The 13,490-nt window shown below is 62.1% G+C and carries 10 protein-coding genes and 1 pseudogene; 5 read left to right on the top strand and 6 right to left on the bottom strand.

Annotated elements, in window-relative coordinates:
* Positions 1-56: 56 nt before the first annotated feature.
* Together BLV92_RS31150 and BLV92_RS31145 are read right to left on the bottom strand one after the other, a co-directional pair.
* Positions 57-1,868 carry an OmpA family protein gene (locus tag BLV92_RS31150; RefSeq protein WP_090553053.1) on the bottom strand — a complete coding sequence of 604 codons (1,812 nt, stop codon included), beginning with the start codon at positions 1,866-1,868 and terminating at the stop codon, positions 57-59.
* Complete coding sequence (locus BLV92_RS31145; RefSeq protein WP_090553051.1) at positions 1,865-2,515, bottom strand: DotU family type IV/VI secretion system protein; 651 nt, start codon at positions 2,513-2,515, stop codon at positions 1,865-1,867. Before BLV92_RS31145 ends, BLV92_RS31150 begins: the two co-directional genes overlap by 4 nt.
* Before the next feature lie 708 nt (positions 2,516-3,223).
* Between BLV92_RS31145 and tssB (BLV92_RS31140) the strand changes: the two genes are divergently transcribed.
* The 4 genes and pseudogenes from tssB (BLV92_RS31140) to BLV92_RS31125 all read left to right on the top strand — a co-directional run.
* Entirely contained in the window at positions 3,224-3,736 is a 513-nt protein-coding gene (gene tssB, locus BLV92_RS31140; protein WP_090553049.1) for a type VI secretion system contractile sheath small subunit, read from the top strand.
* A gap of 72 nt (positions 3,737-3,808) precedes the next feature.
* Positions 3,809-5,341: a type VI secretion system contractile sheath large subunit gene (tssC, locus tag BLV92_RS31135; protein WP_090553048.1), complete on the top strand. Its 1,533-nt coding sequence runs from the start codon at positions 3,809-3,811 to the stop codon at positions 5,339-5,341.
* Positions 5,342-5,437: 96 nt separating this feature from the next.
* Entirely contained in the window at positions 5,438-7,018 is a 1,581-nt protein-coding gene (gene tssA, locus BLV92_RS31130) for a type VI secretion system protein TssA (protein WP_090553046.1), read from the top strand.
* A gap of 58 nt (positions 7,019-7,076) precedes the next feature.
* Positions 7,077-7,652, top strand: a pseudogene (locus BLV92_RS31125) (IS3 family transposase); the annotation flags it as partial.
* Between the two features lie 97 nt (positions 7,653-7,749).
* Here the strand turns inward: BLV92_RS31125 and tssE are convergent.
* From tssE to tssK, 4 genes are read right to left on the bottom strand one after another with little or no spacing between them, the layout of a single operon-like run.
* Complete coding sequence (gene tssE, locus BLV92_RS31120) at positions 7,750-8,181, bottom strand: type VI secretion system baseplate subunit TssE (protein ID WP_090553043.1); 432 nt, start codon at positions 8,179-8,181, stop codon at positions 7,750-7,752.
* A gap of 15 nt (positions 8,182-8,196) precedes the next feature.
* The gene (locus BLV92_RS31115) at positions 8,197-10,380 is read right to left on the bottom strand and encodes an AAA family ATPase (protein ID WP_244283989.1); all 2,184 of its coding nucleotides are present in this window, start codon (positions 10,378-10,380) and stop codon (positions 8,197-8,199) included.
* Positions 10,380-11,045, bottom strand: a complete 666-nt coding sequence (locus BLV92_RS31110) for a DotU family type IV/VI secretion system protein (protein ID WP_090553042.1) — start codon at positions 11,043-11,045, stop codon at positions 10,380-10,382. The genes BLV92_RS31115 and BLV92_RS31110 overlap by 1 nt, the downstream gene beginning before the upstream one ends.
* Positions 11,042-12,403 carry a type VI secretion system baseplate subunit TssK gene (gene tssK / locus BLV92_RS31105; protein ID WP_090553040.1) on the bottom strand — a complete coding sequence of 454 codons (1,362 nt, stop codon included), beginning with the start codon at positions 12,401-12,403 and terminating at the stop codon, positions 11,042-11,044. Before tssK ends, BLV92_RS31110 begins: the two co-directional genes overlap by 4 nt.
* A 559-nt stretch (positions 12,404-12,962) precedes the next feature.
* Between tssK and tssB (BLV92_RS31100) the strand changes: the two genes are divergently transcribed.
* The gene (gene tssB / locus BLV92_RS31100) at positions 12,963-13,478 is read left to right on the top strand and encodes a type VI secretion system contractile sheath small subunit (RefSeq protein ID WP_090553038.1); all 516 of its coding nucleotides are present in this window, start codon (positions 12,963-12,965) and stop codon (positions 13,476-13,478) included.
* Positions 13,479-13,490: the final 12 nt, after the last annotated feature.

The raw sequence follows: 13,490 nt of genomic DNA, 5'->3' as shown, positions 1-13,490 counted from the left end.
ATCAGCTACCGGGCTACCCATTCCCGAAGCGATGACTTCGGGACCAAAAAAAGCGATCAGCGCGTGGGGTCTTTTTCCGCCGGCGCGGCGCCCGGCGGGAGAGCCTGCTGCGCATCCGGCACCAGCGTGATTTCCACGCGCCTGTTTTTCGCCCGGCCGGCTTCGCTGTCGTTGTCCGCAATCGGGCGCGTATCGCCGTAACCCTGGATCGCGAACTGCGTGGACGACATGCCCGACGCGTCGACTAGCCAGTCGCGCACGGCTTCGGCGCGCGCCGCCGACAGCTTCAGATTGCGGTCCGGATTGCCCACGTTGTCCGTATGACCGGCGACGAGCACGCGTTTGCCCGGATTCACCCGGATCATTTCGAGCGCGTTGACCATCACCCGGGTCGAGCCGTCCTTGAGCTGCGCCTTGCCGCTGTCGAAGAGCGACATGCTGTCGAGCGTCACGATCTCCGGCGGCGGAGGCGGCGGCTGGTACGACGCGATCGCGCTGTTCAGCGGCGGGATCATCCGGTCGCCGCGATACATGCCGAACGACAGCGGCAACGGAACGCCCGAGCGGGCGTAGCGCTGTAGCTCGTTCCGGTCGGCCACCAGCGCTTTCAGCGCATCGCGTTTCGCGGCATCGTGGTCGGCCGGGATCATCGAATAACGGCCGAGATCCGCATCGATGCGCGCAAGCAGCGCCTGGTTGTGCCGCATCGAAAAGAAGAACGCGACGGCGGCGGCGCACGCGAGCAACGCGAGCGCGTGAGCGACGGCGACGACGCGCGGCGACATCCAGAACCGCCGGGGCATCGTGCGGATCAGCGGCTGCGGAAGGGGCCACGGCAGCGGCGACGCGGCGCCGTGCGCGCGAGCTACCTCGGTTCGCATCTGCACGTCGCGCTCCCACGGATGGCCCGGCCCGCAGGCCGGTCCGCAGTCGATCCAGCCCACGCCGTGGAGCAGCCACGGCGTCGCGGGTTGCCGCGAATCGGTGAGCGCGTGAATGACCGTCCGCTGCGTCCAGCCGATGACCGACGCGAGCGCCGCCGCCCGGGTGGCCGGCACACCGGTTTGCGTGTCGTTCCACGCGTCGTTTTCGGCTGCGCGTATCACGGTTTCGAAACGCTGCGGGTCCACGCTGCCCGCAGCGGACGAGACGCCGTACCACTGCGGGGTGAGCAGATCGGCCGATGCTGTTTCCAGCCGCAGTTCGGTTGAAACGCCGGGAACACTTGCAGCCGAGAGCCGTTGATAGACCGCGACGTAGCCAGGCAGCGGGCGCGAGCCGAGCCTGCGCGCGGCGTCCGCCGCCGCCTGCCGCACCACGCGCAGTGACTGCGTGAGCAGATCCGCGTCCGGATAACGGGCGGGCGCGACGGACAGCACGACACCGTCTGGCGCGCGCCCATCACGCCACTGTCTGACGGCGACCGCCATGCCGGGCAGATCCTGAGGCCGGTCGACGCGCAGCCAGACAGCGCCGTCGCCGACGTGCGCAAACCGCTTGCCGTCGTGCCGGTCGAACAGCGCGGGCAGGTCGTCGCCCGTGACCAGCACGAGCGGCATACGGGTGCGCAGGCGCAGCGGAATGTCGGCGGTTGCCGCGCCCAGTGCGGCCAGCACGTGATCGTTGTCGCTGCGCGCGCTGGCCAGCAGCCGGGTGCGCCAGAGTATCGGCGCGAGGCCCACGATGACGACGGCAGCCGTGATCGCCGACGCGATACCGGAGCCGGGTTTGGCCACCAGCCAGATCACGGCGATCGCCAGCGCGATCGCCAACGCGATCATCAGGCGCAGCGGATAACCGAGGCCCGCATGGCCGGTTGCCTGTGACGGGGTGGAACGCGCGGCGAGTTCGGGCAGATCGGACTTCATGGCTGTCCGACCTTGGCAGGCGTCATGTGCGCGAACTGCGTATCGAGGGTTCGGTTCGCGGCAATCCATACGGCCATGGCCGCGATGCACGCGAGCGCGCCGATGATCCACGGCGCCGACCGGTAAAAGCCGGTGGCAAGCTGCGTCCCCGCCGGATCGGTCAGGAAAGGTTCGTCCGTCGGCGCGCGAAGCTCCTGCAACCGGGCATTGAGCGTCGCGATCAACGCGGCGCGCTTTGCCTGCCCGTCGCGGGCGTAGCGGCCCACGAATCCCATGCCGAGAATCGCCGCGTAGCATTCGAGCAGATCGACGTCGGGCGAGGCTTTTTGCAGATGCGTCTCGATGCAGTCGATGACGCGCCGGCCGGCGTCATGGATCGAAAAGCGTTCGACCTGCATCGGCCGTTGCTCCCAGTCGATTCGGGCTGCGGCGGGCAGATAGCGCAACGCCATCTCGTCGAGCACGCCGCATTGGGCGACCAGCGCCTCGCGCCGCACGTCTTCGGGATAACCGAGGCGCTCCAGGGCTTCGGCCAACAGCCCCGTGATCTGCCGGCAGCGCTGGCGAAACGAAGTGGCGTCCGGCACGGCGCCGCCGCTCGCGAGCGACGTCACCAGCAGCGCGGTATCGCGCAGCAGATCACGCATCCCCGCTTCTCGCGAGGCCGCGATGTCCGATGCGGGGGTGACAGGGGTACGCCGGTTGCGGCCCAGGGGCAATCTCATCATGCACGCACATAGGTAAATGCAGACCCGGCTAACTCGATGCTCCCGTATGCGGCTTTGTCGCCGTTTAATGTTCGAACAGGTGCCCGGTCTGAAAAGTTTGGTCTGTGTATTGTTATCGTCGGTCTTAAGGTGGATGCGGTTTATTTCCGCGAAGCATAGCGAATTTTTAAAGAGTCGGGTAAATAAAGGGTTGCAGGATTGTTAATTCTGAAAAATAAAATTAATGAGATAGATATCCCGCATATCGCATGCCGATGTTTATTGATGAAAATCAATTTGAATTATTGTAGTTTATTGATTATGAATGATATTTTGTGGTTTTATGCGGCCAATAAGGTCGTGGGTCGAATGGGCTGGGGCTGGCGTGGTTGAAGGGGTTGTGCAAAAAATTTCCCCGATGAGGCTGGGAGTATTTGATGGTTGATGTATTTCGGATTCTCGTTGGCGGGCTTTGACGTAATTCCGGTAAACATGTTTAATGGCGCCCGGTAAAGAGAGTCGCAAGAATGAAACCACGGCATGCACGCTGTCAGAAAAGGTATTCGCGTTGCGCGTGCCGGAGCTTCAGCGTGGTGGCGGTTGATTCGTGCGGAGATGGTGAACCTCCCTCATTGTTAAGGAAAATAGATGGACAGCTTCCAGCGGGAAATTCCTAAAAGCCGGGTCTCGATAACACTCGACCTGCATACGGGCGGCGCGCAGAAAAAGATGGAACTGCCGCTCAAGTTGCTGGTGGCGGGAGACTTCAGCGCGGGCCGCGAGCAGTCGCCGCTGGCCGAACGCAAGAAAGTCAATATCGACAAGAACAACTTCGACTCCGTGCTCGCCGACCATGCGCCGGACCTGAAGTACGCGGCGGAAAACACGCTGGTCGGCGACGGCTCGGAACTGCCGGTCAACCTGTCGTTCCGTTCGATGAAGGACTTCGAGCCGGAGCAGGTCGCCCGCCAGGTTCCGGAACTGCGTGCGCTGCTCGCGATGCGCAATCTGCTGCGCGACCTGAAGTCGAACCTGCTCGATAACGCCACGTTCCGTCGCGAACTCGAAAAAGTCCTGAAGGACAAGGGGCTTTCCGAAAAGCTGCGCAGCGAACTCGCGCAGGTGGCGACCGCGGCCACGCAGCCCGAAGGCCACGCTTAAGCGCCAAAGGCCGCCCGGATTTTCACCGCATTTCGCAGTCAGGTGGCGTTAGAGACCAGCACAGGACAGTCAATGAAACAGAATGAATCGCAACAGGGCGCGACACAAACCGTCGTGCTCGAACAGGGCAGCGTGTACGAATCGCTGTGCAGCAAGATCAACCTGAAACCCGTCACCGAGGCGCGGCCGCTCGAAGCCTTCCGTGACAACGACACGCTTTCCGAAGCGTCCGCCGACGAGCGGATCGCGCGCGGCATGAGCGCGTTTCTCGATCTCGTCGCGAAGTCGAGCCAGCCGGTCGAGCGGCTGGACAAGTCGCTGCTGGACTTCCATATCGGCCAGATCGACCGGCAGATCAGCCGCCAGCTCGATGCGGTGATGCACTCGCCGGAATTCCAGGCGCTCGAAGGGCGCTGGCGCGGTCTGAAGATGCTGGTTTCGCGCACCGACTTCCGCCGCAACGCGCGGATCGAAGTGCTCGACGTGTCGAAGGACGCGCTGCAGCGGGACTTCGAGGACACGCCGGAAGTGATCCAGAGCGGGCTGTATCGCCTCACGTACGTCGAGGAATACGACACGCCGGGCGGCCAGCCGATCAGCGCGCTGATCAGCGATTTCGAATTCGAGAACTCGCCGATCGATATCGCGCTGCTGCGCAATATCTCGAAGGTCGCGGCCGCGGCGCACATGCCGTTCATCGGTTCGGTGGGCGCGGCGTTCTTCGGCAAGACGTCGATGGAGGAAGTGGCCGCGATCCAGGATATCGGCAACTACTTCGATCGCGCCGAGTACATCAAGTGGAAGAGCTTCCGCGACACCGACGACGCCCGTTATGTGGGCCTGACGATGCCGCGCGTGCTGGGTCGTCTGCCGTACGGCAAGGACACGGTGCCGGTGCGCGCCTTCGGTTACGAGGAAGCGGTGAAAGGCCCGGACCACGACAAGTACCTGTGGGTCAACGCGTCGTTTGCGTTCGCGGCCAACATGAGCCGCAGCTTCGTGAACAACGGCTGGTGCGTGCAGATTCGCGGTCCGCAGGCCGGCGGCAAGGTCGAGGACCTGCCGGTTCACCTGTATGACCTCGGTACCGGTGCGCAGGCCAAGATCCCGACCGAAGTGCTGATTCCCGAGACGCGCGAGTTCGAGTTCGCGAATCTGGGCTTCATTCCGCTGTCGTTCTACAAGAATCACGACTTCGCGTGCTTCTTCTCGGCCAACTCGACGCAGAAGCCCTCGCTGTACGAAACGAAGGAAGCGACGGCGAACAGCCGCATCAACGCGCGCCTGCCGTACATCTTCCTGCTGTCGCGCATCGCGCATTACCTGAAGCTGATCCAGCGCGAAAACATCGGCACCACCAAGGACCGCCGCCTGCTCGAACTGGAACTCAACAACTGGATCAAGGGTCTGGTGACCGAGATGAAGGATCCGGGCGACGAATTGCAGGCGTCGCACCCGTTGCGCGAGGCGAAGGTGACGGTCGAGGACATCGAGGACAACCCCGGTTTCTTCCGCATCAAGCTCTTCATCATTCCGCACTTCCAGGTCGAGGGGATGGACATCGGGCTGTCGCTCGTGTCGCAGATGCCGAAGGCCAAGAGCTGATCCGACGTCGCTGCTGTGAACTGCCGGGGCATCGGTTCGCCCCGGCGTTTTTGTTTCTGAAGCCCTGCAAGGCGGGGCGCAACGGGAGATCCGCCGATGCTGTCCGGGCTGCTCAAGGCTCTGTTTCCTTCGCGTGATGCAGAACAGCTCACGCGCTCGCGGCTTGATACCTGGAGCGCCTGGGTGCAGCCGCTGCCGGGCGACACCGGGGTCGGGCGCGATCCCGGTTATGAAGACGCGTTTTTCCAGTTGAAGGACGAGGCGGGGAAACTTTCCGGCATCGATGAACCGCTGATCCTGCTCGCATGCGAGCAGTTGATAAAAGAGACCGGCAAGGATCTGCGTCTGGCCGGCTACTACGCCGGCGCGCGGTTGCGGCAGGACGGTCCGTCCGGGTTCGCCGACGGGCTGGAACTGACCGCGGCGCTGCTTGAGCGTTTTGCGGATGCGGTGCTGCCGGCGCGCGCGGAAGCGAAGAAGGGCGCGCTCGAAATGCTGGCCACGCCGCGCATGATGGAGTTGTTCGACAGTCGCGGCGGGCTCGTTTCGTCCGAACTCGAACGCGCGCTCGCGGCGCTCGACGTGATCGTCTCGCAGACCGCCGCCTGGCCGGAAGCCGCGCGCCCGAATCTGCAGCCGCTCATTTCCCGCTTCGAGCGCAAAGGGGACTCCGCTGACGCCGCCGCCGACATCCCGCAGGCGTCATTTTCTCCCGTGACAGCAGGGACGCCGGCGGGCACGATCGCCTCGACGCGCGATCTGCTTGAGCAGGCGCGAGCGATGGCTGCGTGGCTGCGCGATCAGGAGCAGGGGTACCTGCCGTCGGTGCGGCTCGTGCGCTGCATTCGCTGGGATACGCTGCATGAGGTGCCGCCGGCCAACGCCGCGTCGCATACGCGTCTTGTCGCGCCGCGGCCGGAACTGCGTCAGCAGCTAAAACGTCTCGTGTTGCAGAAGCAGTGGAACGAACTGCTCGAACGCGCCGAGGGGGCGTTCATGGAAGGCGTCAATCACCTGTGGTTCGACCTGCAGTATTTCCAGCACGTCGCGCTCGATCACGTGGGCGCGCCGTATAACGCATGGCGCGAACTGCTGCGCGCGGACTTTGCGCTTTTCCTGGAGCGCCTGCCCGGTATCGAACGACTGTCGTTCAACGACGGCACGCCGTTCGCGGACGATACGACGCTCGAATGGATTGCGCGGCATGCGGTCGTGCGCGACCTGGAAGCCGGGGAAACGGTCGCGCCTTTGCCGGTGTCGGCCGACGGCGAAGAAGGAGGTACGGGCGACTGGCCGGAAATCGAGGCGCAGGCGAGGGAGATGGCCGCGCGGGAGGGCATCGAGGCGGCGTTCGCGTGGCTCGATGCGCTGCCGGGCCTGAAGACGGAGCGGCATCGTTATCTGCAACGTTTCGTGATGGCGCGTCTCGCCGACCTTTCCGGGCGTGCGGATACCGCGACGGCGCTGTTGCTCGAACTGGATGCGGCCGCGAGAACGCTGCCGCTCGTGCGCTGGGATCCGGCGCTGGTGTTCGAGGTGAAGCTGCAACTGGTGCGCGCGCTGAAGGCGGCGAGCAGCCGCAAGGATGCGGACAAGCCCGCGCTTGTGCGCCGCATGGGCGAGTTGCAGGCCGAACTCGCGGTGCTGGATCCGGCGCGGGCGCTCGGTTTGCCGTGAAGGTTTGCCCTTCGTTCCGGATCACTCGTCGTAATACGCCGAGCGCGCGATCACCCGGTACTGTAAGCCGAACACGAGCCGATGCAATGCGCAGCACAAGATCTGGCCGTATCTGCTGCGCGGCATGACGATCAATCGGGCAAACCAGGTCTGGGCACTGGATACGAGCTATATCCCGATGGCGCGCGGATTCGTGTATCTGACGGCGGTGGTGGACTGGACCAGCCGCACGATCCTCGCGCACCGCGTGGCGATCACGCTGGAGGCCGTGCATGCGGTTGAAGCGCTGGAAGAAGCGTTCGCCCGCTATGGGAACCCCGGCATCGTGAACACCGATCAGGGCAGCCAGTTCACGGCGGGAGCCTTCACCGAGGTGGTGCTGGGCCGAGGCATTCGGCTGTCGATGGACGGCAAAGGGGCCTGGCGCGACAACGTGTTCGTCGAACGCGTGTGGCGCAGCATCAAGTACGAAGAGATTTATTTGAGAGCCTACGAGTCGGTCAACCACGCCCGGCGTTCCATTGGCCAATACATTGATCTGTACAACCGCAAACGTCCTCATTCGAGCCTGGCGGATCAGACGCCCGATGAGGCACACTTCGCGACGCTGCCAGCGATCAAATCGGCAGCATGATCGCCCCGGACGTCCCACTTAAAAATCTCGGGATCCTGTCCGAACAAGCGGCGCCATCTCTCACCACTATCTTTTCGATATGGTCAAACCAGATTCGCTACCGGTCGCGACTGCGATTGACGATTCGCTCAACTCGCATGCGTCCAGGTGGCTCGAAATAGGTTCCGAAGCGAACGAGGCCCGCCTTTTTCAGATGGCAGACCATCGTGAAACTCACGAGCAGGCCGGGATCCAGATTGTCATTGATCTCAATTCCTACCGAACGCAGGCGCGGTTCGAACTTCAATAGCGTGCCTTCCATCTGGTTGCGCAGATCGTGGACCGACGCCGGCAGGTTTTTGTACACCTCGGTGAGATCGGGCAGCCCGTAGTCCGGGACGTGTTTTAGTGCCCCAGCGCGTGTATTGAGGATGCGACGGATGTTCGCCTGGACGCTCAGGATTTCGAGCGTGTTGTCGTCGTGATCTTCAAGTGCTTCGCCATCAATGTGGCCAAGCAGCATGTCGTACAGGGACGGTCCCGCGGGCATGGTGCTGGTCTCCTCTCAGGCGAACGACGATTCAGACACCGCTTGCGCGGCAGCCGGCGTGTCGTGGTCGAAGAAGTCAATCGTCAGACCGCCTTCGGCCGAGCTGGACAGGCTGATCTTCGCCGGTGCCTTACCGCTGGCCATGCGCGTCAGCAGTTCGCGCGAGACTGCTGGCAGGATGCGCTGGTTGAGGAACGCATCGACGTTACGCATACCCGATTCCCGCGTGAGGCAGCGCTCGGCCATTGCGGCGACCAGTGAATCGTCACAGACCAGTTCGACGTCATGCTGCCGGCGCAGGCGTTCAGCGACCTTCGCCAGCTTCAGACGCACGATGCTGGCGAGAGCCGCCGCGTCGAGCGGCCGGTACGCCAGTGTCTGAAAGCGCGCGAGCAGGGCCGGCTGGAAATGGGCGAGCAGTTGCGGATGGATGGCCTTGAGAAGCGCTGCCTGTGCGACATCCGGGCTGCCGGTTGTGACCTCGTCGATCATCGCACTGCCGAGGTTGGACGTCATCAGGATCACGCAATTGCGGAAGTTGATCTTACGTCCTTCACCGTCGCGCATCGTGCCGCGGTCGAACACCTGGTAGAAGATGTCGAGCACGTCGCGGTGAGCCTTTTCGACCTCATCGAGCAGCACAACGCTGTATGGGCGCTGACGCACGGCCTCGGTCGGGATGCCACCGCGGCCGTAACCGACGTAGCCCGGGGGCGATCCCTTGAGCTGCGACACCGTGTGCGATTCCTGATACTCCGACATGTTGATCGTGGTTAACGCCGCCTCGCCGCCGAAGAGCAGGTCGGCCAGCGCGAGCGCAGTCTCGGTCTTGCCAACGCCGGATGGGCCCGCGAGCAGAAAGACGCCGAGCGGCGCCTGTTCGTTCTTCAGGCCTGCCTTCGCGGTGCGCAGGCTTTCCGCGAGCGTAGCGAGGGCATCGTCCTGCGCGACGACGCGCTTCGCGAGTTCGGCTTCCAGTGTGAGCAGTCCATTCAGCTCGTCTTCGAGAAGATTGCCCACAGGCACGCCGGTCCATTCGGCCACCACGCGTGCGATCGCCTGTGCGTCCACATTTGCGAAGATCAGGGGCGCCTTACCCTGCGCAAGCGCGAGTGCTTCACGTGTCCCTGCCAGTGTTACGGCATCGGCCGCCGCGACCATAGTCGCAGCTTCACGTTGCAGGAGCAGTGACTGCACCAAGGCGAGTTCCTGGCCGTATCGCTGTTGCAGCGTCTCCATCCGGGTTTGCGCTTCGGCGAGTGCGGTAGCGAGCACGGCCCGGCGCTTTTGTATATCGCCGAGGCCAGCACGCGCATCGTCTTCAACCGTGGTGAGTTCGAGTTCGATGGCTGAGACCGCAGCTTTCGCGCGCTGCACTTCCGCCGGCGGCGATTCGAGTCCCATGCGCACGCGTGCTGCCGCCGTGTCGACCAGGTTGACGGCCTTGTCCGGAAGCTGGCGCGCGGGGATGTACCGGCGCGAGAGCTTGACCGCGGCCACCAGCGCCTCATCGCGGATGTGCACGTCGTGGTACTTCGCATAGCGGTCTTTCAGGCCACGGAGCATCAGACAGGCTGCGTCGTCCTCCGGCTCGTCCACCTTGATCATCTGGAAGCGACGCTCGAGCGCGGCGTCGCGCTCGAAATATTCCTTGCACTTGGACCAGGTCGTCGCGGCAATGGTGCGCAGCTCGCCGCGCGCAAGCACTGGCTTGAGCAGGTTCGCGGCGTCGGCGTCCCCCGCCGAATTGCCCGCACCAATCAGGGTGTGGGCTTCGTCAATGAATAGCAGGATCGGCACACTGGATGCCTGCACTTCGTCGATCACGTTTTTCAGTCGCTGTTCGAACTCGCCCTTGACGCCGGCGCCTGCCTGCAGCAGGCCCATGTCGAGGGTGAGGATGCGCACGTCGCGGATGACGTTCGGCACGGTGTCTTCAGCCATGCGCGTACGCATGCTTGCTGGAAGGTCAGCCGTCGTAGCCCCCAGTGCAGCCATGACTGCCTGCTGCTCGTCTTGACGCTCATGAAGACGCCATGTCCGGAACAGCACGAATGCCGCCCCCAGAAGAAGCGATCCGGCCGCAACCCACCACGCGAGTGCAAACGCGATGACCAGTACGGTGGTTATCCCCACCACTCTCCGATGGGGATAGCCGCCGTGAAAGATCTGCCATGAGGCGTCGAAACCCGTAAACATCAGGTTTTCGCCGACAGCAGATGGGAGACCTGCAGATCCAGGCCTTGCCCGATCAGTACGAAGACGATGGCGCCAGCGGCACACACGAGCCCGGCGATCGCCCACGGGGAGAGCCGGTAGAACCAGTCGAAGCGATGCGTACGTGTTGCGTCAACGACGAGCCCCGAATCAGACGACGGAGACAGTTTCTCCAGACGCTCGTTGAGCGACCGGATGATCGCTGCACGCTGGGAGGCACCTTCGCGGGCAAACTTTCCCTGGAAGCCAAGACCAAGCACCGTCGCATAACACTCGAGCAGCTCCACGTTGGGCCGTGCTTCACGCATGCGCTCAGCGAGGCGGCTGTACACCTGTTCACCGGCGTCGTGCTCGCCGTACCGCTCGACCTGCAACGGCGTGGCTTCCCAGAGAGGGCGGCTCTGAGCCGGGAGATGGGCAAGAACCGATTCATCGAGCAGGCCGCATTGCATGTAGAGTGCATCGCGCGCAACATTAACCGGTACCTTGCGCGCCTCCATCGCGGATGCAAAGTCTTCGGTCAGCTTGCGGCACTGCGCGCGCAGATCCTCGACATCGTCTGTCGTGGTGCCCTGTGCGAACTGCGAGATCTCGAGCGCCGTATTGCGGAGCAGGGCGGAAAGCGGGAGCGGGCCGTTGATTGTCATTTGTCTCCCTGCGATGTCAGCACGGCATAGAGCTCAAGCGATGCTTCGGGAACGCTTGCTGGCAGGTAGATCTGGCAGGTGCGCGCGGCGAGCATGCCCGCAAACAGGGGATCCTTCGAATCGAGCGCGAAATACTGGTTCTCAAGCCGTACAGGGATAGCCGCAGGTACCCGCTGCACTGCGCGAAGCGGCACGGCAGGAAGTGCGGAATTGACGATATGGGCAATATCGTCCGGCGCGCCAATCTTGCAAAGGCGCGGAATCAGTTCCACCAGTTCGAACGCGGGCTTCGCCGCGCTGACCGACAGGTACCAGTCCGCGCCCTCGAGCAGACGATCGTCGTGAATCTGGCCATTCCAGTACGTCGGACCTTTCTTCAGCAGTCCGATCGGCACGACACGCGACGGAATGACGGCGTTGAGCAGGTCGCGGATGAGATCTTCCAGTTTCGAGAAAACCTCGTCCTGACGTTCATGGTCGTATGCCGGAATCTCGGCGAGGTTGACTCGCGTCGAGAAAGTCATCAGCGCACCAGTGAGTTGCGCGAGTACATGGTAGAGCCGCTCGGGCGGCTGGTACGGGTGGCTTGCGAGAAAGCGCAGTTCTGGCCAGTGCGTGTTCAGGCAGTGAAGGAGCCAGAAGAGCGAGACGTCCGCAACACCGAATTCCGCGACATCGTCAATGCGCTCGCTGCGGCGTGCAGCGAGCGCAATGCTTTTCGCCTGGAGAATGTCGGCAATGCGGGAGACCCGTTCCTCGTGCCGGGGATGACCGGAGAGCGCAAGGCACGGGGGCACCCAGTTGTGGTCCAACTCGAATACGCTGCGCTGTCCACGCACAAGGCGCGCAATCGGGCAAACGATGTAGTCCGCGTGAGATTCGAAATCGAACAGCAACTGGAGCGCATGGCGCTCGACAGCAAGTTCTGCGTCTATCGTGCCGAGCAGATCCGGGACCTCGACGAACTCACGGAAGTAGCGTCGCGGGCGCGAAACCGTTTCTCCGTCCACGCGACAGTTGTTGCCGACTGCATCGAACAGGGGGAGCCCAGCGTACACAATCACGCTCTGAACGTCCGACCCAACATCGCGTGCGAGGTCACGTGCCGGTGGAAGTACATCTGCAATGGACGTGTCGATGGGCGTGCCATCTCCGAAGCGCAACTTTAGCCCAGCGAGCTTTACGCGTCCGTTGAGCAGCAGCTCCTCGTCCACACGGACGTCCAGTACGCCCCACGGCTCGGCGACCGCGAGCGGGACGAATTGTTGCTGGGCAAATTGCCACCACAGGCCCTGTTGCTGGAAGTGATGCGGCGAGAGTACAGCGCCCTCTTGCCAGAGAGGTTTGAATGTCCGCATATTCTTATCAATGAGGTTTACTGAACATCAGTGAGGCCGGATTTTAAACACACACCGTCAGGTGTCGTCTACCAATTAATGTTACACGCATACCCGACATGCATGGAGATAATCTTTCGAAAGTTGTCTCTCTTGCACTTATCTCGAAATTAAAATATTGAAAAATATCAATTTAATAGGGAATTATGTGTATTGGCTAGAAAAGCCTCATCCAGTAGGCGTTTCCATGATTTTCCGGGCGCGACATTGCGTCAACTTCGCGGTTTTCCAATGCAAATAATTTATCCGCGTCAATCGGATAGATCTGAAATTAACAAAGAATGACAATTGAAAAATTCAGTGACGAAAAATCCCCTTTGACGAATTGAATAATAAGAGTTCTAATGCAACCCGGATATGGTTGGTGAGCGTGATCGTCTGCTTGAAAAGAGTTAGCGGGCGCGTGCGTAGGAATCCTGATGGCATGCGGTACCTGAACGCCCAAGGATGGTAGGCACTTGCTGCGCCTGCCGGACGGCACCAGCTACGGTGGTTTGATTGACCACTTATGGGAAAAGGTATGGCTGACAGTTTCCAGAAAGAAATTCCGTCAAGCAGAATTAATATTTCTGCCGACCTGCACACAGGCGGTGCGCAGAAGAGGACCAAGCTGCCACTGAAATTGCTTGTGGGAGGGGACTTCAGTGCCGGCAAGGCGACGGGCTCGCTCGCCGAACGCAAGAAAGTCTCGATCAACAAGAATAATTTTGACAGCGCCCTGGCTGACTTCAATCCCGAACTGAAGATCGCGGCGGAAAAAACGCTGGCCGACGATGGTACCGAGTTGCCGGTCAATCTGAGCTTCCGTTCGATGAAGGATTTTGAGCCCGAACAGGTTGCACGTCAAATCCCACAACCGCAAGCCATGCTTGCGATGCGTAATCTGTTGCGCGACCTCAAATCCAATCTGCTCGACAACGGTACCTTCCGCCGTGAATTCGAGAAGATCCAGAAGGATTCGGCGTTGACGGCGCAACTGCGCGAAGAACTGTCGCAGATCGCGACGGCGGGAATGCGCCCCGAAGGTCATGCCTGAGACAAAGGCTAA

It is taken from the genome of Paraburkholderia caballeronis (genome assembly GCF_900104845.1).
GTDB classification, from domain to species: Bacteria; Pseudomonadota; Gammaproteobacteria; order Burkholderiales; family Burkholderiaceae; genus Paraburkholderia; species Paraburkholderia caballeronis.
This window is presented reverse-complemented; position numbering and strand designations above follow the sequence as displayed.